The sequence below is a fragment of the Methylobacterium sp. E-065 genome, from assembly GCF_022829605.1.
GTDB lineage: Bacteria > Pseudomonadota > Alphaproteobacteria > Rhizobiales > Beijerinckiaceae > Methylobacterium.
Genome location: NZ_JAKSYD010000016.1, coordinates 25,477 through 45,351, shown reverse-complemented (window position 1 = coordinate 45,351; position 19,875 = coordinate 25,477). Strand labels below are relative to the sequence as shown.

Here is a 19,875-nt window from a genome sequence, read left to right as displayed (position 1 = left end):
CCCCTCCCGCGTTGGGCACCAATTTCTTAGCCGCATAGCCCTGGCGGGACGGCGTCCGGCCCGCTACATATCGGAGGCGGGGCTGCAGAGTTCGTCAGGAGCACTATCCCCGGGGCCTTATCGACTCCCTCGGGAGCTGTCCCTGGCCTCGTCCCTGGACCTGGCCAATACGGCGCCCACCTACTCTGTAGGTTTCCCGGGATCGATCCTCCAACGGCTCACGTGGCTCCGCACTCGTCTTTCTCCGATCCTGCCGATGCGGCGCGCAAACCCGAGCTGCGCCGCGCAGCCTTGGCGGCTCGTGACGCGCTCGGCGCGGAAGACCGGCAGGCCTCTTCGGCGGCGATCGCCCGCGCACTCCTCAGCCTACCCGAATTGACGCGCGCCCGGCTCGTGGGAGCCTTCTGGCCGATCCGCAGCGAGGTCGATCCTCGCCCCGCCGCCGAGGGACTGCTCGCCCGCGGCCAGGCCGTGGCCCTGCCGCAGGTCACCAAGGACGGTCTCGTGTTTCGGGAATGGCGCGCCGGGGATGCGCTGGTCTCGGGCAGCTTCGGCCTGAGTGAACCCGACCCCGCCCTGCCACCGGTGGAACCCGACGCGCTGATCGTGCCGCTCGCCGCCTTCGACCGGACCGGCCAGCGGATCGGATACGGCCGCGGCTATTACGACGGCGCAATCGAGCGCCTGTCCCGCAGCCACCCGGTCTTCACCGTTGGCATTGGCTTTGCCGTGCAGGAGGTTGCGCACGTGCCGGCCGAGCCGCACGACCGGCCCCTCGATTGCGTGATCACCGAGGCGGGTCTGATCCGCTTCGACAGGACGGTCTGACCGATGCGGCTGCTCTTCCTCGGCGATGTCGTCGGCCGTTCTGGCCGCATCGCGGTCTGCGAAAAGCTGCCACGCCTGCGGGACCGGTGGCGGCTCGACTGCGTGGTGGTGAACGGCGAGAACGCGGCCGGCGGCTTCGGCATCTCTGAATCGATCTGCGACGAGTTGATCCAGGCCGGTGCCGACGCGGTGACGCTCGGCAACCACAGCTTCGACCAGCGCGAGGCCCTGGTGTTCATCGCCCGCCAGCCACGTCTGGTGCGCCCAGCCAACTACCCGCCCGGAACACCGGGACGGGGTGCCACCGTGGTCGAGACGCAAGGGGGCGCCCGCGTCCTCGTCGTCAACGTGATGGGCCGCGTCTTCCTCGACGCGATGGACGACCCCTTCGCCGCCGTGGAACGCGAAATCATGGCCTGCCCGCTGGGGGCCGCCGCCGACGCCGTGGTGGTGGATATCCACGCCGAGGCAACCAGCGAGAAGCAGGCGTTCGGCCATTACCTCGACGGCCGGGCGAGCCTCGTGGTCGGCACCCACACCCATACACCGACCGCCGATCACCGGATCCTGCCCGGCGGCACCGCCTACATGTCGGATGCCGGCATGTGCGGCGATTATGACTCGGTGATCGGCATGCAGAAAGACGAGCCGATCCGGCGGATGATCCAGAAGACGCCGGGCTCCCGCTGGGAGGTCGCCACCGGGGAAGGCACGCTCAGCGGCATCGCGGTCGAGATCGATGCGCGGGGGCTCGCCACCCAGGTTGCGGCGCTCCGGCTCGGGCCGCATCTGGAGGAGAGTGCGCCAAACTTCTGGGATTAGGCATCGTCCCGATCGCATCGCGCGGGAGATCCCCGGAGCCGCCTGCCGTTCACCACGCGACGCGACTGCGTCCTGTGCGCGACTTGATCGCGTCCGGCCCTGCCGCCACAGTGACCGTGACGGGCGCCGCCGGCGACCGCATCTTCTGAGATCAGGCTAGAGCGACCGATGGCCGCCCGCGATACCGGCGAGAACACCAAGGGGCCGCTGGCTCAGCCCGGAATCTATCTCGGGCGCATGATCGTCTTTCTCATCCTGGTCGGCTTCCTCGCCTTCATTCTGTTCAAGCAGATCACGCCAGCCTTCCTGGCCAACCCCGGCCTGAACGGCCTCATCCTCGGCGTTCTTTTCATCGCGGTCGTGATCGCCTTCGGGCAGGTGATCCGGCTGTTCCGCGAGGTCGCCTACGTCAACGCGGCCGCGCGCAATGCGCAGTCGAAACGTCCGCCCGCCCTTCTGGCGCCCATGGTGCCGATGATCGCGGCCCGGAACGCGGGGGCGACGCTGCCGGGCACCGCCGGCTATCTCGACATCATTGCGGCCCGCCTCGACGAGGGGCGCGAGATCCTGCGCTACATCGCCGGCATCCTGATCCTGCTCGGCCTGCTCGGCACCTTCTGGGGCCTGATTGATACGCTCTCGGCCGTGGGCGGCGTGATCAAGGGTATGCGCGGCGGCGGCGATGCTGGGGTGATGTTCGACGAGTTGAAATCAGGCCTTGCGGTCCCGCTGTCGGGAATCGGTCTGGCGTTCTCCGCCTCGCTGTTCGGACTTGCCTCGTCGCTGATCACCGGCTTCCTGGAGTTGCAGGCGGGCCAGGCCCATGCGCGTTTCCACAACGAATTGCAGGACTGGCTGATGTCCGGCGAGGCCGCCGTCGCGGCCGTTGGCGACGGGGCATCGGTGCCGGTCCGGATAGCGGGAGGGGCCGGAACGCAGGAACTGAAGGAGGCGATCGATCGTCTGACCGCCCTGGTGGCGGAGGGCGGCGGCAGCCGCGCCGCGACGCTCGCCATGACCAACCTCGCCGAGGGCATCCAGGGGCTCGTGCAGCACATGCGCGCCGAGCAGCAGATGATCCGCGACTGGGTCGAGGCCCAGGCCAGCCGTGAGCGGGAATTGAAGCAGGTGCTCGACCGGCTCGGCCGGGAGCGGGTCTGATGGCGTCCAGGGCGGCACGCTCCCGGCGCACCCTCAATGTCTGGCCGGGCTACGTCGATGCGCTGGCGACGCTGCTGCTCGCGGTCGTGTTCCTGCTGACGGTGTTCGTGGTCGGTCAGTTCTTCCTGTCGCAGGAGTTGACCGGTCGGGATGAGACGCTGGCCAAGCTCAACCGCCAGATCGCCGATCTGACCGATCTCCTCGCCCTGGAACGCTCCAGCCGCCGCACGCAGGAGGACGAAGTCCGAAACTTGCGCACGACGCTGGCCGGCGTCGAGGCCGAGCGCGATCGGGCGAAGACCCAGGCCGAGGCCGCGACCGTCACTCAGGGGGCTACGGGCGCGCTCGACAAGCAACTGGACGCCGAGCGGGGCGCGACCAAGCGGGCGCTGTCACAGATCGACCTGCTGAACGAGCAGATCAGCGCCATGCGCCGCCAGCTCGCCGCCCTGGAGGATGCGCTCGCCGCCTCCGAGAGCCGCGACCGGGAATCGCAGGCCCGCATCGCCGAGCTCGGCAGCCGGCTGAACGTCGCCCTGGCCCAGAAGGTCCAGGAACTCGCGCGCTACCGGTCCGACTTCTTCGGGCGCCTGCGCCAGATCCTGGGCAACCGCCCCGACATCCGCGTGGTCGGCGACCGGTTCGTGCTGCAATCGGAGGTGCTGTTCCCGGCTGGCTCGGCGACCCTCAAGCCCGAGGCTGGGCCGGAGCTCGACCGAATCGCCGGAGCGATCTCGGACCTGGCCAAGCAGATCCCGGCGGATCTGCCCTGGGTGCTGCGTGTCGACGGCCACACCGATGCCCGTCCGATCAGCACGTCGCAATTCCCGTCGAACTGGGCGCTCTCGGCCGCACGGGCCATCGCGGTGGTTCAGTACCTCGCCGGCAAGAGCATCCCGCCGCAGCATCTCCTGGCCGGCGCCTTCGGCGAGTTTCAGCCGCTCGATGCCGGCACCACCGAAGACGCCTATGCCCGCAACCGCCGGATCGAGATGAAGCTCACCGAGCGATAGCGAGTCTCTCCCTTTCGTAGGGGCAACTTACTCGGCCGCCGGCAGACGCTCGCCCCGGGTGCGGGGCTCCTTGCCCCGGGCGGTCTCGTCGAGCGCATCCGTGAATTGCAGGTTCGCCAGCTGCGCGTACAGCGCGCCCTGCGCCAGCAGGCTCTCGTGGGTCCCGGTCTCGACGATGCGGCCATCGTCGAGGACCAGGATCCGGTCGGCGGCGCGGATGGTGGCGAGCCGGTGGGCGATCACCAGGGTGGTGCGCCCCCGCATCAGCGTGTCGAGAGCCGCCTGCACGGCGCGCTCGGATTCGGCGTCGAGCGCCGAGGTCGCCTCGTCGAGAAGCAGGATCGGCGCGTCCTTGAGGATCGCCCTTGCAATGGCGATCCGCTGCCTCTGGCCGCCCGAGAGCGTCACGCCGCGCTCGCCGACCTGCGTGTCGTAGCCCTGGGGCAGGGCTGTGACGAAGCCATGCGCGTGGGCGAGTTCGGCGGCATGCCGGACCTCCGACTCGCTCGCCTCGGGCCGGCCGTAGCGGATGTTCTCGGTCACGGTGCCGGAGAACACGACCGGATCCTGCGGCACCAGGGCGATGCGGGCGCGCAAGTGCTCGGGATCGACCTGCGCGATGTTCGCGCCGTCGACCAGGACGCGACCGTCCTGGGGATCGTAGAAGCGTAGCAGCAGCTGGAAGACCGTCGATTTGCCGGCGCCGGACGGGCCCACGATGGCAATTCGCTCGCCGCGGGCCGCCGCGAAGCTCAGGCCGCCCAACGCGGTGTGGCCGGGCCGCGTCGGATAGGCGAAGCGCACCGCCTCGAAGGTCACCGCGCCCTGCGCGGGCTCCGGCAGCGGGAGGGGCGGCACGGGCGCGCGGATCGCTGGCTCGGCGGCCAGGATCTCGGTCAGCCGCTCGGCGGCGCCCGCCGACATGGCGAGATCCCCATAGACCTCGGAGAGCTGGCCGAGTGCCCCGGCGCCGAACACCGCGTAGAGCACGAATTGCGAGAGTTCGCCCCCGGTCATCGTGTGGCTCAGCACGCCTTGCGCGCCGTACCACATCACCCCGACCACGGAGGCGGAGATCAGGAAAATCGCGACCCCCGTCAGCAGCGCCCGCGCCCGGATCGAATCGCGGGCGGCCCCGTAAGCCTCCTCGGACGCCGCTGCGAACCGGGCGGCCGTGCTGCCCGAACGCCCGAACGCCTGCATGGTCCGCACGGCCCCGACCGCCTCGGCGGCATACGCGGAGGCCTCGGCCAGCCGGTCCTGGGCGGCCCTGGACCGGCGCCGCACGCCGCGGCCCGACAGGATCAGCGGGAAGACGATCAGTGGAATCGCGGCCAGCACCATCACGGACAGCCGCGGGCTCGTGATCACCATCATGGCGGTGGCGCCCACGAACAGGAACAGGTTGCGCAGCAGGATCGAAACCGAGACTCCGAAAGCCGATTTGATCTGCGTCGCGTCCGCGGTGAGACGCGAGACGATCTCGCCCGACTGCGCCCGGTCGAAGAAGGCGGGATCGAGGATCGTGAGCCGGGCGAACACGGCTGCCCGCAGATCCGCCACGACCCGCTCGCCGAGCGTCACCACGGTGTAGACCCGGGCCGCGCTCGACAGCGCGAAGGCCGCCACCACCCCGAGCAGGGCGAGGAAATAGGCGTCGATCACGCCTGAGCCGTCGGCCGTGAAGCCGTGGTCGATCACCCGGCGCATCGCGATGGGGACCACCAGCGTCGAGGCCGACGCGCAGGCGAGGGCGAGGACTCCGCCGATGATCCGGCCGCGATAGCGCAGCGCGAATGGGAGCAGCGGCCGAAGCGCGCTCAGCGGAGCTTTGGGCCGCCCCTCAACGGCCACCTTGGGTTTGCGGGCCATTACGCCTCTCGTGTCCCTCACTCTCCCGGTCCGCGGCGCTTGTGACCGGGAAGCGCGTGCGGTATACGCCGCCGCTCATCCGATTGCGTGTGTTCAATGGCCGCGGGCCGCCACCACGGTCGGCTTGTACGTGCCGTTGCACGAACCCACGGTTCGGTGCAACCGGTGTCATCTTCCGCATTCCGGGCCGGGCGGCGCCTCCTGCGCTTCCCGCCGGCGTGCCAGATTAGGGACGACAGGTCATGGCGAAGGACGCGGCCGCAAAGGCCAAGGGGACAGAGCACCCCGACTACCACTTCATCAGGGTCGTGATGACGGACGGCACCGAGTACCGGACCCGTTCGACCTACGGCAAGGAGGGCGACACCCTCAACCTCGACATCGATCCGCTCACCCACCCGGCCTGGACCGGCGGCGAGCAGAAGATGCTCGACCGGGCTGGCCGCGTTTCGCGCTTCAACTCGCGCTTCGGCAACCTCGGCAAGCGCTGAGCGAAGCGGAGGCCGCGCCCCGGGGTGCGGCCAATCTCGAAAACGGGCGGCTTCCTTGCGGGGCCGCCCGTTTTTTGTTTCGGTTGAGCCGGGCGTGCGCTTGCGCGCCCTGGTTCGGCGGAGCCGCCTCGAAGGACCGGCCACCCGGGTGTTGTCCACAGAACCGTATCGCGAAGATGCGGCCGGTCGTACGATGATGCGGCTGTTTATCCGTCGCGCCGGAGTTGATCCTTCTCTGATGCGCCGCTTTTTGACCTGTGCGCGCAGTCTTTCGTAGATCTGGTCCATTCTCGGCATCGTCTCAACATCGTAGATCCTAGGCCTGTTGATCCGGCGAACGGGAGGAAGACGGTGCGGAGTTTGGGTTCTTTGATGGCGATGCGCCGTGATGATTTGCGCACCTCCGTGAGGAATAAGCTTCTTCGGTGGGTTGTTCGGGCTTTGGCGCTATGGGTCGCGAGTTCTACGCCCACTTTCGCCCGGGACCGGGTCAAGCTCGGCATCATAGGGGGCGATTCCGAGATCCATTGGGCGAAAGCCAAGGAGATCGCCGCTCGGGACGAGCTCGATATCGAGTTGGTTGTCTTCTCGGATTATCTTTTGCCGAACGAGGCCCTGGCCGCCGGCGATCTCGACGCGAACGCCTTCCAGCATCGGCCTTTCCTCGACAATCAGATCAAGGTGCGCGGCTACAAGATCGTCCCGGTCGCCGAGACGATCGTCACGCCGATCGGCCTGTATTCCCGGCGCGTGAAGGCTGTGGGCGAACTCAAGCCGGGGGCCGAACTCGGCATCCCGAACGACCCGTCGAACGGTGGGCGCGCGCTCCTGCTGCTGCAGGCCCAGGGGCTGATCAAGCTGAAGGATGGCGTCAATCTGCTGCCCACGGTCTTCGATGTGATCGAGAACCCGAAGCGGCTGAAGTTCCACGAACTCGACGCCGCGCAGCTCCCGCGCAGTCTCGACGATCTCGACGCGGCAGTGATCAACACCAACTACGCCGTGGCGGCCGGCCTGACGCCCGGCAAGGACTCGATCGCCGTCGAGTCTGCAGTCGCCAATCCCTACAACAACGTCATCGTGGTGCGAGAGACCGACAGGAATGCCGTCTGGGTGGCCCGGCTGGTGCGGGCCTTCCAGAACGACGCCATCCGCCAACTCCTCAAGGAGCAGTTTCCCGGCCAGTTCCCGGCGTTCTAGACATTCCAAGCCACCTTGGATGAGGGTTCAACGCAGGAGCGCGGTACTCCAGCGCGCGCCGTGCCGGGGCGATCCCACCCGCTGCCCTCATTCGGATGTGCGAGCGCAGTGAGCCTCCAAGGGGGCCTCCAGCCAGGGGAGCGGTCCCTGGAAGGTTCCTTCGAGGCCTCAGCTACGCTCTTGCACCGCAGGATGAGGGAGTGTGTCGGACAACCGACCCGAGGCCTTCCCGACCTCGCGTCGTGGACCATCTTGCGACGCGGCCGGCAACATCTGCCACAGCCCGATCCGCCTTAGGGCGCCTCAGCCCTCGCCGAGGCGGAACGCCATGCGCAGAAGGCCGTGCTGGGCAGCGACCGGGCTCTCCACCGGGGCGGGCGTCGGCCGGTCCTCGGTGATCAGAACGTCGAGATGCAGGATGCGGCTGTGCAGGCGTCGCGCCCGCATAATCAGCTGCTGGAGCCGCACCGGCAGCAGATTGAAATCCTGCGGCTTCGGCGGCTCGCTGCTGGCAAGCTTCACCCGGTGCTTCTCCTGCAGTGCCTCGGCCGGGGTCATTTCACCCTCGGCCACCGCACGCTGCACCAGCAGCCAGGAGGCGACCTGCATCAGCAGCGTCGTGAGTCGCATGCTCTCCGCCGCGTAGCTCAGCGTCGCATCGCGCGAGATGAGGCGTGATTCGTCGCGGCCCTCGCCGTCGAGATAGGCGGCCGTCTCCTCGACAAGTCTCATGCCCTCACGGAACAGAGACTTGAAGGCGTCCGAGTTGACGTAGGACTTGCCGAAATCGACCCAATCCTGATCGTGCCGGAACGTAACATCGAAGCCGTTCATCCTGCCTCTCCCGTGCCGTCAGACGGCGCCGTCCGTCTCGAATCGGGACGCGCTGCCCCGCGCTATCCGACGACGCTGCAATCCTAGCGCCGATCGACGCTGGCAGCAGGCTTCAACCTTTTTTAACCTTAACGGACCGCGGATCTTCAAGATAAGCGGTCTACCGGGGGATGCTAGAGCGCTCTCCGCCGAACTGGACACCGGTTCGGCGTGGGAAAGCGCGTCACATAAAGGCTGAGAGCCGTGCCCGATTGTAACGCGATCCGGCACGGCTCTCACGTTCAGAACGCAGCACGCAGACCGCCGAATATGCTGCGACCGCTTCCAGGATAGAACGCCGCCAAGGCCGCCGGGCTCCCAGCCGTCCGGGCATTCGCCACCACAGCGATGTCCGACACGTAGCGCGCGTCGGTGAGGTTGCGCGCATCCACGAACAGGGCGACGCCGTTCGCGAAGTCGATCCCGGCCTCGATGCCGAGCAGCGCGTAGCCTGGCACCCGCAGGGTGTTTGCGTGGTCGGCGAAGGCACCCTCCGGTACCCAATCGACCGCTGGAGCGATGTGGAAGCCGCTCGGATGGCGGTAATTTAGGACGGTACGGAGCACGTCCGTGGGAATGCCGGCGATGCGACCGTTGCCGAACACCGGATCGCGCACGAACCGGAAGTCGTTGTGGGTCCAGATCTGTGTCACGCTCAGGCCGTCGGCGGGAGCTATGAGATTGCGGGCGAGATCGAGGGTCACGGCCGCCTCGACGCCCTGGTGAACCGAGCGCGGCGTGTTGAAGGTTGCGGCCGGAATGTTGAGTCCGGGATTGGTCGAGAAGTTGATGAGCTCGTCGCGCAGGTCCGATCGGTAGAGCGTCAGGTCGAAGGCGAGGCGGTCGATCCGGCCGCGCGCACCCGCCTCGTAGGTCCAGGCGCGCTGCGCCCGCAGCGGCACGAAGGTGGTGTTCAGGAGGTTCTGCTGCACGAGATCGGAGAAATCCGGCACGTCGCGGGACCGTGTGATGTCGCCGAAGACCTGGATGTCGGCGATGGGCTGCCAGATCAGGCCGATCTTCGGGTTGATCCCCGCATAGGTCTGCTCGGCGAAGCGCGGCCAGAGGTTTCCGGGCAACCCGCCCTTGTCGCTGTAGGTGCGGTTCGACGAGAACGCCTTGGCGCCGGTCATCAGCGCCACGTCCGGCAGGAACCAGAACCGGTTCTCGCCATAGGCCTCGTAGTTCGACGCGCTCTGGAGGGCATTCAGCGTCTGGGCGCCCCGCTGGCCGCGGATGTTGACGAACTGCAGGGCCGAATTCTGGCCCGCGAAGGCGCGCAGACCCAGCACCACGTCGTCGCGAAATCCGCCGAGATCGAAGCTGCCGGCCCAGTGCGGGTTGATCCCGTAGGTCCAGCCATCCTGATCGAGCGCCTGGAAGATCGGATGATACAGGCTCTTGTGGATCGCCCAGGTATCCACGTCGAGCTTGCCGACATTGAGCAGGAACGAGGTGCGATTGGCGATCCGCTCGGTCTCGACCTTGCGCGACTGGTTGCCGGTGATGGCGGTGGGATTGGCGAGCGTCGGCATGGTGAGGCTCTGGCCGAGGGTCAGGCTGCCGGGCAGCTTCTGATCGGTCAGGTAGGTGCCGAGATAAAAGCGCGTCTCGATATCGGGCGCGATCCCGTAGCCGATATTGGCGTTGAAATTCTTGGTCGCCTGCGCCTCGTGGGCGCGGAACCCGTCGGAGTTGGTCAGCGTCGCGTTGACCAGCACGTCGAGCGGCCCGTCGATGCGGGACATCTGCGCCTGCTCGCGGATCGTGCCGAAGCTGCCGCCGTCGATGCGCAGGAGGTTGGGTGCGAGCGCCGTGTAGGCGGTCGGCGTGACGAAGTTGATCGCGCCGCCGAGCGTCGTCGCCCCGAAGGTCAGGGCGTTGCCGCCTTTGTAGACCTCGACGGACCGCACGGCGAGCGGATCGATCTGATAGAAGTCACCGCTCCCGTCCGCGAGGTTGAACGGGATGCCGTCCTGCAGGATCTCGAGCCCGCGCAGGTGGAAGTTCCGGGCGACGCCCGAGCCGCGCACCGACAGGCGGATCTCCTGGCCATAGCGCTCCTGCACGTAGACGCCCGGCACGTCCTTGAGCACGTCGCGGATCGTGTTGATGTAGCGGTCCTGGAGCGTCGCGGCGTCCACGAAGGCGACCGATCCGACCGTCTGGTAGAGGGTCGCACGCTGGCGATCGACGCTCGGCACCGAGAGCGAGCTGCGCGCCTCCCCTGGGAGCGGCCCGGTCGGCGTGGCGCTGCCGACGACGCTGAGTTCGGGGAGCGCCACGGCGGCGTCCTGGGCGAAGGCTGACGAGGGCATCGCGCAGGCGAGGAGCGACAAGGCGGCACGGCTGGGGGAGGGCATGGACTCATATCCGTGTCTGAGGATCGGGGAGGGGCGATCGGATCAGACGACGGTGGGCGGGGCGCGAGCGTGGTGACCGGTTCGAGGGGGTGCCCGCGGCAGGGCGATGCGCGCTGGCCGTCTCTGGATGAGCACGACTGGGCCGGGAACCGGGATGGCCTCAGCCAGCGTAGGGGCGGGGAGGGCGACCGGGGCGGCGGCATGGCACGCGACGCAGCAGGCCATCGGCTCGTGGGCGGGGAGGTGCGGATCGTCCGGCCCTGTCCTGTCGAAGGTGCCGCCGGTCAAGCACAGGGCGTGTTCCGGCCCCGCCGCGGCGGCCATGGCGAGGCCGCCGAGGACGCCTTGGAGCGCGAGCGCGTACAGGACGACGATCGCCAGCACGCGCCGCGCAGCCGGGATCAGCCGGGGACGACGCCCCGGTGTTCCGGTCTCGCTGCCGTAGGATCGGGCGCACACCTGAGGGCGCTCGTGACGGGCCGATCGCGGAGCGCTGCTCCCGCCGAGTTGCTAGTGCTGGTGCTGATGCTGGCCGCCGGGCGCGGCCGCCCCGATCGGCGCCACCGAGAAGGTCACCGGCACGGTGCCGGCCCGCTGGAAGGTGAGCGTCCCCGCAACGGTCTCGCCGACCTTCGGTGCGCCGGTGAGGCCTTCGAACATCAGGTGATAGCCACCGGGCTTCAACTCGACGGTTTCGCCGGGCTTGATGGTCAGGCCCTCGGAGACCGGTGCCATCTTCATGACACCACCCTCCATCGACATGGAGTGGATGTCGCCCGTCTTGGCGAAGGGCACCGCAGCCCCGGTCAGCACATCCGGCGTGCTGCCGGTGTTGGTGATGCGCACGTAGCCGCCCGCCACCTTGGCGCCGTTCGGCGTGGCACGCAGCCACGGCGTCTCGATGGTCAGGTCGCCGGCCTTGACGGACGTGGCTTTCGCGGGTGCAGCCTGGGCCGCCTGAACGATCCGGAAAGCCGGCGCCGCCGCCTTCAGGTCATGGACGTCCTGGCCGGGCTTCGGGATCTCGGACCAGGAATAGCCGCCCTCGGAGCAATCCTGCTGCACCGGCACGTAGACCGTCGCGCCGGGCTCGAACGTATCGGCTACCTGCGCCAGGAAGGTGAACTCGTCGACGTCGTCGTCCGGGAGGCTGCCGCCGCTCCACGTGATCGCCTTCACGCCCTCCGCGGCGGTGCCGTGATGGGTCGTGTAGGTCTTCGCGTAGGCGCCGCGGGTGGTCGCCACCGTCCAGCCGGGCTTCGGCATCGGCTTGGCGCCGATCAGCCCCTCGGGGATGCTGACGCTGACCTGGGTGGTTGGCTTGCCGTCGCAGCCGTGCATGATCTGGACAACGCCGCGATAGGACGCGCCGGGGCTGGCCTGCTTGCGCTCCAGCACCGCGTGGGCCTGCGCCGCAGAGGCGACGAGGCCGAGGCCGAGCACGGCCGGAATGAGAATCTTCATGGGATGCATCCGTTCTGAGGGTTTCGTCGGAAAACGATCGCTCAGGCGGATGGGGGGCCACGGGGGGAGACGCTGTGGTCGGGCGGGGCACGGGCGCCGATCTGGCTGACGGTCCGATAGGCGGCCCCACCACGGGCCTCGGACGTCCAGGCCACGATGGTGGGTGCGACGCGGGACGGGAGTGCGGAGACCGGGATCTGCGCCGCCGTGCAGCAATCGCTGTGGCCGTGCGCAGGCAGCTTGTCCGGTATCGTATCGGAGGCCGCATGCTGCGCGCAGAGCCCGTCGGCCGCGGCCGGGAGCGGCATCATCCCGCCCAGGAAGGCCTGCAACACGAAGGCGTAGAGCGCGAGCACGGCGATCGCGGTGCGCAGGGGCGCCACGGGCACGCCGTCGCGTCGTCTCCTTCTGGCCGAAGCTTGGTCCATGCTGCGCCCGTTCGCGGACCGCTCCGGACCGCTATGGCATCCCTGCCACACCCGAGAGCCCGTGGCTGTTGCCAGGCTGCCGCATCCGCAGGCCGCGTGCGCTGGCGCACCGCGACGCCATATTCCGGCCCCTTCGATAGGGAGTCTTAAGCCACAACCCAACACCGTGACGGCCGAGACCATCCCCTCCCGCCACGATCCGAACGAACTCCGGACCAGAGCCAGCGACCGATGCGCATGACGGCACACAACCGGTTCACCACATTCCTGAGCGTGGCCGCCCTCGGCGCCCTGGGAATCGGCACCGCTCAAGCCCGTGACCAGGGCAACTATGCCCAGGCCGAATGGGCGCAGGACTATGCCTCCCCGGCCGGCATGCAGGTTCAGCGCGAGACCGTGCCGATCCTCTCGCCCCAGACCGTGGCGGCGACAGAGCAGATGGTCGAGCGCTATAAGGACATCGTCACCCGCGGCGGCTGGCGGCCCGTGGCTGGCGCCGAGCATCTGCGGATCGGCTCCCGCGGCCCGGCCGTGGCCGCCGTGCGCCAGCGCCTGATCGTCACCGGCGACCTCGACGCGGCAGCCGGCGGCTCGGGTGTCTACGATTCCTATGTCGCCGCCGGCGTGAAGCGCTTCCAGGCCCGCCACGGCCTCAGCCAGACCGGCACGATGAGCCTCGCCACCCAGCAGGCGATGAACGTGCCCGCCGACGTGCGCCTGCGCCAACTCGAGACCAACGTGGTGCGCCTGCGCTCCTACTCGGGCGATCTCGGCCGCCGCTTCGTGATCACCAACATCCCGGCCGCACTCGTCGAGACCGTGGAGAACGGCCAGGTCGTCACGCTTCACGCCGCGGGCGTGGGCAAGATCGATCGCCAGTCGCCGATCATGAACACCAAGGCGACGCAGATCAATTTCAACCCGACCTGGACGGTCCCGGCTTCCATCGTGAAGAAGGACCTGATCCCGAAGATGCAGAAGGATCCGAACTACCTCACGGACAACAAGATCCGCATCCTGGCCAACGGTCAGGAGGTCTCGCCGAAATCCGTGAACTGGTTCTCCGACGAGGGCACCCGCTTCACCTACCGGCAGGATTCGGGTGCCGACTTCAACTCGATGGGCATCGTGCGCATCAACATCCCGAACCCCTACGGCGTGTTCATGCACGACACGAACACCAAGGGTGTGTTCGGCGACGATTTCCGCTTCATCTCCTCGGGCTGCGTGCGCGTGCAGAACGTGCGCGAGTACATCACGTGGCTGTTGAAAGACACCCCCGGCTGGGACCGCCAGAAGGTCGAGGAGGCGATCGAGAGCGGCAAGCGCGTCGATGCCAACATCGCCCAGCCGGTGCCGGTCTACTGGACCTACATCACCGCGTGGTCGACCCCGGACGGCATCGTCCAGTTCCGCGACGACATCTACAAGCGCGACGGCGTCAACGTGCCCTCGACCATCGGCGCGCCGACCCCGGTCGCCAGCGCCGAGCCGATGCCGCAGAGCTTCGAGCCCGGCGACGAAGAGTAAGCAACCGGCCGATACGCTCGGTTCGGACATTTCGAGGCCCGCATCTCCACCGAGATGCGGGCCTCGCGCGTTTCCGAGGGTGTTTGTCATCCCCCGGTCAACTGCGTCTGCTTGGCCGCTCGAAACCGCGTCGCGGGAGCCGCCCTGCCGGCTTTGGCCGGCGGCGGAGCACGATTCTGTTCAGGAGCCCTGATGTCGCGCGAACCCATACCCGGAGACGGACGCCTGACCCGCCGCGAGACCGTGGTCGGTCTCGCAGGCCTGAGCCTCGTGGCCGGACGTGCCGACGCGGAGGGTGCCGCGGAGGCGACCGGGATCGTCTACGCCGTGGATGGGATGGGCGGTGACCGGGCCCCGCTACCCGGGGTGCTGGTCTCCAACGGCCGCGAGATCGCGCGCACCGACGACCAGGGCCGCTACCGGCTGCCGATGGTCGGCGACGGCGCGGTCTTCGTGATCAAGCCCCCGGGCTACGCCCTGCCGCGGGACGCCGACAACGTGCCGCGCCATTCCTACATCCATCAGCCGGACGGCACCCCCGCAAGCGTGGGCCTGCGCTACCCTGGCGTCGCGCCGACCGGCCCCCTGCCGGCCTCGATCGACTTCACCCTGATCCGCGTCGATGAGCCTACGGATTTCGACGTCGTCCTGTTCACCGACCCGCAGCCCGAGAGCCGGTTCGAGCTCGATCACGTGCGCGACACTGCAATCGCCCGCGCCATGGCGATCCCGGCCGCCTTCGGCATGACCATGGGCGATGTGCTGTTCGACGACCTCTCACTCTACGGCCGCTCGAACCGGATCGTCGGGCGGATCGGGCTGCCCTGGTACAGCTTGCCGGGCAACCACGACCTCAACATGCAGGCGCCCGATGCCCGCTACAGCCGCGAGACCTGGAAGCGGGTGTTCGGCGCGCCGACCTACGCGTTCCGCCACGGGCGGGCCTGGTTCGTGATGCTCGACAATGTCGAATGGCTGGGGCCGCCGGTCCCGGTCGGGGCCAACACCTACCGGGGTCGGATCGGCGAGCGCAGCCTGACCTTCCTGCGCAACCTGCTCGCCGAAATCCCGCAGGACGATCTGATCGTGCTCGCCATGCACATCCCACTCGTTACCGACACGACGCCGGACGATCCGCATGGCATCACCACCGACCGCGCGGCGCTCCTCGATCTGCTGGCAAGGCGCAGGGTCCTGAGCCTCGCCGGCCACACCCATACCACCGAGCACCATTACCCGGCCGACGCGCACCATCATCACGTGCTGACGGCGGTCTCAGGCTCATGGTGGAGCGGGCCCGAAACGCGCACCGGCATCCCCTCGGCCGACAGCCGCGACGGTACGCCGAACGGCTTCCACGTCCTGTCCGTGCGCGGGACCGGTTACACGACCCGCTACGTCCCGGCGCAGGGCCAGCCGGACGAAACGATGCGCATCCTGTTCGAGAGCGAGGCGCGGGTCGGCGCCGTGGAGGTGATCCGCCACACCCGGCCGGTCCAAGGTCTCCGTCCGCCGGTCCCGCAGGACGCGTTGCCCGACACGAATCTGGTGGTGAACGTGTTCGACGGCGGCCCGCGCACGAACCTCAGCTTCCGGATCGGCGAGCGGTCGACGCTCGCAATGACCCGTACCCGTCGGCCCGATCCCTTCGTGTCGGAACTCTTCGCCCGCTATCCCGAGACCAAGAAGAGCTGGGTGCAGGCCATACCGTCCACCCATATCTGGACGGCCCGGCTGCCCGACGACCTCGCGCCAGGCGCCCATCGCGTCACCGTGGAGGGGACCGACGAGTACGGGCGCCCGATTCGCAGCTGCACCGTGCTGGAAATCCTTGGCGAGCGCGGCCGCGGGTAGAGGCGTTCGCGAGCACCTTGTGACGGATGACGGTGCTGAGATCTTCGAAAGGCGAGATGCACATTCCCTCCGTCTTGTGGGAATGGCCCGGGGGTGGGGTTGATGCAGGAGGCACCGCGCCGCTCGATCCTGCACCACCGCCACCTCCAACTCCTCCCCACGAAGGGGGAGGACAGCGTGTCCCTGGAGCGGACCGGTAACGCGAGAACCCCGCTCAGGAGAGAGTCGCATCGTCGGCGCCGCGTCCTTCAGGCCGCGAGTTGCCGCGCGCCGTGGCGGCTTTCCTGGATTTCCTTGAGGATCTCGGCGCAGCAGACATCGAGATCGCCAGGATTGCGGCTCGTGACGAGGCTCTGATCGGTCTTGTCTCAGCCGCGGATCGACCCTTGTCCTGGCGCGATTGTGGGGCCGCAACCGTGACCGTCGCGCCGACCTCGGACAGCTTGGCGTACAGCAACGTCAACTCGGCTCTCGCGAAACCGTCTGTGGCGAGGATCGGGATCTTGCCGTGCTTGATGTCTGGCATGGCGAGCTTCCCTGCTTGCGGGGATATGCCCGACCAAAAGGGGGTCGAATCCCGCGTTCCCATGGTCAAACAGCGGTCAGCGATCACACGGGCCGATCACGGAACCCATGCTGGCCCGCACTGTTGGTCACCATTCCATGTGCATCAGGAGCCGCGTAATGGCCAATCCCGGCCTACCCGAGCCTACGCCCGGCGATCTGCCGCCGCCCCCGCCCATCCCCGATGAGGAGCCCGATATCGGCCCGACCGGACCGCGCACGCCGTATCCGGTGAACGACCCCGGCATCGGTGAGCCGGGTGGCCCAGGCTCCGAGCCCGACATCTTCCCGGGTGCGCCGACCGATCCCGGTACGCGCATGTGACGCGGGCGGTCAGTGGCCGCCGTGCGAGGTGCGAACGTCGCGTGGCGCGCTGAGGATCTCGGAGAGACTCGTCACGACGTGGCGGGCCTCTTCGTCGGTGAGGCGCAGCTGGAACGGCGGCAGCGCGCCGGCCTGGAGCGCGACCACGGCCTGTCCCTCCTCATCGGTGCCGACCTCGATTGCCGATGACGTGACGTCGAGCATCGCGATCTCCTCGTCGCCCATCTCGTCCCCCAAATCGGGCTCGTCGGTGTCGTCGATCGCCGTGAGGAGCTGACCGACGGCGCGCACGAGGGCGCGGGCGGCCCGGGCATCCATCACCACCGCCGTCGCCTGATCGTCCTTCTGGAAGGACAGCTGGATGTTCGCACCGTCCAGCGAGACCGATATGCCTGCCATGTATCGTCCAGAGCCGCGCGCCGTAACTGTTTGCACGCACACCGTATATGCATCGCGGAGCCCCGAAATCACAGGGGGCCGTGCATCCCGGATGTACGTTCCGCTTAGGCCTGCGACGCAGAAGATACGCAGCCGGCGCCTTGTTGCCGCCGCAGCGCTCGCCTAAATAGGTGTGTGGGGGGCTTACCCACCGAGGCTGACGCCGTTTTAGGTTCAGCGACTCGCGCCCCGCCACACTGGCCAAATCCAGAAAGACCGTGGTGCACCACGCGGCCCTCGCGCCGCGCCGGTCGCCTATGGACCAATGAGGTACACTACGTGAATACCGGTACTGTAAAGTGGTACAACGAAACCAAGGGCTACGGCTTCATCCAGCCTGACGATGGCGGCAAGGACGTGTTCGTCCACGTGTCGGCTGTCGAGCGCGCTGGAATGCGCAACCTGATCGAAGGTCAGCGGGTCACCTACGAGATCCTGACCGACAAGCGCAGCGGCAAGGACGCCGCGGGCAACCTTCAGGCGGCCTGATCCCTCGGTGGATCCGACCCTGCCCTCGTGTTGCGCATGACGCGACGGGGTTTCAGGCAAGGATCGCGAGCCGGCCGCAAGATGCGGCTCCCCTTCCGACGCTATTGATCCCGGCAAAATTGTCCGGAAGCAGGTCGCGCCGGAGGCAACATCCCAGAAACGATGCCGGATCAAGCAAGCATCCGGTTCAGAAAAGATCAGAAAAGAAAAGACGTTTATGTTATTCGAGTACACACGCCGCCGCGGTCTTCGTTCCCCCGTGACCGATGCCCCGACCTTCCGGGTCGGCAAGCTGGCCGAGGCCCGGAATGCGGACCAGACCGGGGCTGACATCAGCCACCTGATTGATCGCTCCTACAACTACCATTCCCCGCGCGAGCTGCATTGGCATCTCGCCGACCGCCTCGGGCTCGCCCCGACTGCGGTGACGCTCCGCGAGACGCGGGCGAACTGAGGCGCGCGCAGCGATCCCGACTCAGCGGCCCCAGGCCGCGAGGACGGGATCGCGCAGGGCCGCCGGGACCGCGAGCAGTTCGTTGTGGACCGGATCGGCCCGGTTGTAAGGGGTCGCTACGCCATGGAGGTCGCAGACGATCCCCCCGGCCTCGCGCAGGATCAGATCAGCGGCCGCGAGATCCCAATCTCGGGCATGGCCCGAGATCATGCCCACATCGACACTCCCCTCCGCTACCCGCGCGAGCCGCAGGGCAAGCGACGGGATCCGCGCGATCACGGTGAAGTCCGGGTTCGGCCCGGCACCCCGCGCCAAGCGGTCGAGCATCGGCTTCGGGCCGGTGACGCGTGCTCCTGGCAAGTCTTGTCGCGCATCCACCCGGATCGGTGTCTCGTTCCGGGTCGCGCCGCGACCGCGCACGGCCTCGTAATCGACTTCGAGCGCGGGCGCGTGCACGAAGCCGATCAGCGGCTCGCCGTCCGCCAGCAGCGCGACCGCGATCGACCAATCCGGGTGGCCCGACAGGAACGCCCGGGTGCCGTCGATCGGATCCACGATCCAAACGAGGTCGTGGCCGAGGCGCGCCGGGTCGTCGGCTGTCTCCTCCGACAGCCACGCCGCCCGCGGGACGAGCGCGCTCAGGCGGACCTTCAGGAAGGCGTCCACCGCGACGTCGGCCTCGGTCACCGGTGAGCCACCGGCCTTCGACCAGATCCGCGCGGTGGTGTTGCCGCCGAGCCGAAAGAACGGCCGCGCGATGTCGGCGGCCTCGCGCATGACGGCGCGCAGCTCCGGCATCAAGGCGGATACGGCGTCGTCGGTGAGGGGCTCGGGCATCGTGCTCCGCGTAAGATTCGTGGGGGCCGAAGGGCCTGTCACGCCGTCCACCCGGTCGCGCGGATGGCCTTGCGTTCGGGCTGAGAGGGCAGGGCACGGAGGATCGCACGCCCGACCATTCCGTTGTAAGGCGCCGCCCGCACCGCCACAAGGATGCTGGTTGATCAATCGATAACGACCAATCCGCGCAAGGAAATGTTGAGCATTCAAGGAAGCATTGAGCATTCCACAAATGACAGCCCTGTCCAGAATCGCTTAACGACGGCTCTTAAGCGGTGCGGAGGAGTTCGGATGCGATTTTGCTTGGCATAACGGACGGCCTGACAGGGGCCGCCACTTGCCCCAGGGACTCGGACCGATGAACACTTCCCCGTACACGGACGAACGTCGCGCAGGACATTGCATGCCGGGTGCCGAGGGCACGCTTCATCTCACGGCCTCGCCGCTGCCGGTGATCGGCCGCATCCCGGGCGCCCGTCGCGCCGCCGGGATCGCGCTCGCCTACGCCGTCGAGGAGGCCGAGATCGCCGGGGCCGATCGCTTCAGCTTGATCCTGGTCGACGCTGCGGGTGAGGAACTGCACCGCCTCGGCTGCTTCGACGAGGATGACGTCGTCGCTATCTGGCGCGACATCGCGGCGCGCGCCGGACTGGTGCGGATGATCGTCCGCGAGGATGGCGTGCTCCAGCCTGTCACCGAGCAGATCGGTCGGCTGATCCTCGGCCGGGTCCGGATCCGTCGGCGCCATGCCGGGCTCGGCGGTCGCCGCCCCCGCTTCCTCGCCCGCCGCAAGACCGGCCGGTTGCCGGCACGGCCGCAGATCTATCGCGGCGAGAACGAGATCATCGCCCGGACCTGATCCGCACGGCG

20 protein-coding genes and 1 other RNA gene are annotated in these 19,875 nt (G+C 68.2%); 13 read left to right on the top strand and 8 right to left on the bottom strand.

What is annotated here, in order from left to right:
* The first annotated feature begins 76 nt into the window (after positions 1-76).
* The 5 genes from ssrS to MKK84_RS01025 all read left to right on the top strand — a co-directional run bounded on the left by ssrS (position 77) and on the right by MKK84_RS01025 (position 3,824).
* Positions 77-233, top strand: a non-coding RNA gene (gene ssrS / locus MKK84_RS01045) — 6S RNA.
* Entirely contained in the window at positions 223-828 is a 606-nt protein-coding gene (locus MKK84_RS01040; protein WP_243916178.1) for a 5-formyltetrahydrofolate cyclo-ligase, read from the top strand. Before ssrS ends, MKK84_RS01040 begins: the two co-directional genes overlap by 11 nt.
* Before the next feature lie 3 nt (positions 829-831).
* The gene (locus MKK84_RS01035) at positions 832-1,650 is read left to right on the top strand and encodes a TIGR00282 family metallophosphoesterase (protein WP_243916177.1); all 819 of its coding nucleotides are present in this window, start codon (positions 832-834) and stop codon (positions 1,648-1,650) included.
* Between the two features lie 168 nt (positions 1,651-1,818).
* Positions 1,819-2,811, top strand: a complete 993-nt coding sequence (locus MKK84_RS01030; RefSeq protein ID WP_243916176.1) for a MotA/TolQ/ExbB proton channel family protein — start codon at positions 1,819-1,821, stop codon at positions 2,809-2,811.
* Complete coding sequence (locus MKK84_RS01025; protein ID WP_243916175.1) at positions 2,811-3,824, top strand: peptidoglycan -binding protein; 1,014 nt, start codon at positions 2,811-2,813, stop codon at positions 3,822-3,824. Before MKK84_RS01030 ends, MKK84_RS01025 begins: the two co-directional genes overlap by 1 nt.
* 27 nt (positions 3,825-3,851) lie before the next feature.
* Here the strand turns inward: MKK84_RS01025 and MKK84_RS01020 are convergent, their stop codons facing one another.
* Positions 3,852-5,696, bottom strand: coding sequence for an ABC transporter transmembrane domain-containing protein (locus MKK84_RS01020; protein ID WP_243916174.1), 1,845 nt, complete (start codon positions 5,694-5,696; stop codon positions 3,852-3,854).
* A 242-nt stretch (positions 5,697-5,938) separates the two neighbouring features.
* On the opposite strand from MKK84_RS01020, the gene rpmE reads away from it, so the two are divergent.
* Complete coding sequence (rpmE, locus tag MKK84_RS01015) at positions 5,939-6,187, top strand: 50S ribosomal protein L31 (RefSeq protein WP_243916173.1); 249 nt, start codon at positions 5,939-5,941, stop codon at positions 6,185-6,187.
* A 378-nt stretch (positions 6,188-6,565) separates the two neighbouring features.
* Positions 6,566-7,387, top strand: coding sequence for a MetQ/NlpA family ABC transporter substrate-binding protein (locus tag MKK84_RS01010; protein ID WP_243916231.1), 822 nt, complete (start codon positions 6,566-6,568; stop codon positions 7,385-7,387).
* A 303-nt stretch (positions 7,388-7,690) separates the two neighbouring features.
* On the opposite strand, the gene MKK84_RS01005 is transcribed toward MKK84_RS01010, so the two are convergent.
* The 5 genes from MKK84_RS01005 to MKK84_RS00985 all read right to left on the bottom strand — a co-directional run bounded on the left by MKK84_RS01005 (position 7,691) and on the right by MKK84_RS00985 (position 12,476).
* Positions 7,691-8,221 carry a DUF1465 family protein gene (locus tag MKK84_RS01005; RefSeq protein ID WP_243916172.1) on the bottom strand — a complete coding sequence of 177 codons (531 nt, stop codon included), beginning with the start codon at positions 8,219-8,221 and terminating at the stop codon, positions 7,691-7,693.
* Between the two features lie 281 nt (positions 8,222-8,502).
* Entirely contained in the window at positions 8,503-10,623 is a 2,121-nt protein-coding gene (locus MKK84_RS01000) for a TonB-dependent receptor family protein (protein WP_243916171.1), read from the bottom strand.
* A gap of 42 nt (positions 10,624-10,665) precedes the next feature.
* Positions 10,666-11,082, bottom strand: coding sequence for a hypothetical protein (locus MKK84_RS00995; RefSeq protein ID WP_243916170.1), 417 nt, complete (start codon positions 11,080-11,082; stop codon positions 10,666-10,668).
* A gap of 51 nt (positions 11,083-11,133) precedes the next feature.
* Complete coding sequence (locus MKK84_RS00990; RefSeq protein WP_243916169.1) at positions 11,134-12,087, bottom strand: DUF1775 domain-containing protein; 954 nt, start codon at positions 12,085-12,087, stop codon at positions 11,134-11,136.
* A gap of 41 nt (positions 12,088-12,128) precedes the next feature.
* Positions 12,129-12,476, bottom strand: coding sequence for a hypothetical protein (locus tag MKK84_RS00985; protein WP_243916168.1), 348 nt, complete (start codon positions 12,474-12,476; stop codon positions 12,129-12,131).
* A 270-nt stretch (positions 12,477-12,746) separates the two neighbouring features.
* On the opposite strand from MKK84_RS00985, the gene MKK84_RS00980 reads away from it, so the two are divergent.
* The 3 genes from MKK84_RS00980 to MKK84_RS00965 all read left to right on the top strand — a co-directional run bounded on the left by MKK84_RS00980 (position 12,747) and on the right by MKK84_RS00965 (position 16,787).
* Entirely contained in the window at positions 12,747-14,045 is a 1,299-nt protein-coding gene (locus tag MKK84_RS00980; protein WP_243916167.1) for a murein L,D-transpeptidase, read from the top strand.
* Positions 14,046-14,237: 192 nt separating this feature from the next.
* Positions 14,238-15,899, top strand: a complete 1,662-nt coding sequence (locus tag MKK84_RS00975; RefSeq protein ID WP_243916166.1) for a calcineurin-like phosphoesterase C-terminal domain-containing protein — start codon at positions 14,238-14,240, stop codon at positions 15,897-15,899.
* Positions 15,900-16,583: 684 nt separating this feature from the next.
* The gene (locus MKK84_RS00965; protein WP_243916165.1) at positions 16,584-16,787 is read left to right on the top strand and encodes a hypothetical protein; all 204 of its coding nucleotides are present in this window, start codon (positions 16,584-16,586) and stop codon (positions 16,785-16,787) included.
* 9 nt (positions 16,788-16,796) lie between these two features.
* Here the strand turns inward: MKK84_RS00965 and MKK84_RS00960 are convergent, their stop codons facing one another.
* Positions 16,797-17,186: a hypothetical protein gene (locus MKK84_RS00960; RefSeq protein WP_243916164.1), complete on the bottom strand. Its 390-nt coding sequence runs from the start codon at positions 17,184-17,186 to the stop codon at positions 16,797-16,799.
* 318 nt (positions 17,187-17,504) lie between these two features.
* Here MKK84_RS00960 and MKK84_RS00955 point away from each other — a divergent pair, with 318 nt between their 5' ends.
* Both MKK84_RS00955 and MKK84_RS00950 read left to right on the top strand, forming a co-directional pair.
* Positions 17,505-17,714: a cold-shock protein gene (locus MKK84_RS00955; protein WP_243916163.1), complete on the top strand. Its 210-nt coding sequence runs from the start codon at positions 17,505-17,507 to the stop codon at positions 17,712-17,714.
* Between the two features lie 217 nt (positions 17,715-17,931).
* A complete protein-coding gene (locus tag MKK84_RS00950; RefSeq protein ID WP_243916162.1) occupies positions 17,932-18,168 on the top strand; it encodes an AsnC family transcriptional regulator in 237 nt (78 codons plus the stop codon).
* Between the two features lie 21 nt (positions 18,169-18,189).
* Here the strand turns inward: MKK84_RS00950 and MKK84_RS00945 are convergent, their stop codons facing one another.
* A complete protein-coding gene (locus tag MKK84_RS00945) occupies positions 18,190-19,005 on the bottom strand; it encodes an inositol monophosphatase family protein (RefSeq protein ID WP_243916161.1) in 816 nt (271 codons plus the stop codon).
* A gap of 403 nt (positions 19,006-19,408) precedes the next feature.
* On the opposite strand from MKK84_RS00945, the gene MKK84_RS00940 reads away from it, so the two are divergent.
* Entirely contained in the window at positions 19,409-19,864 is a 456-nt protein-coding gene (locus tag MKK84_RS00940) for a DUF6101 family protein (protein WP_243916160.1), read from the top strand.
* The last annotated feature ends 11 nt before the right edge of the window (positions 19,865-19,875 follow it).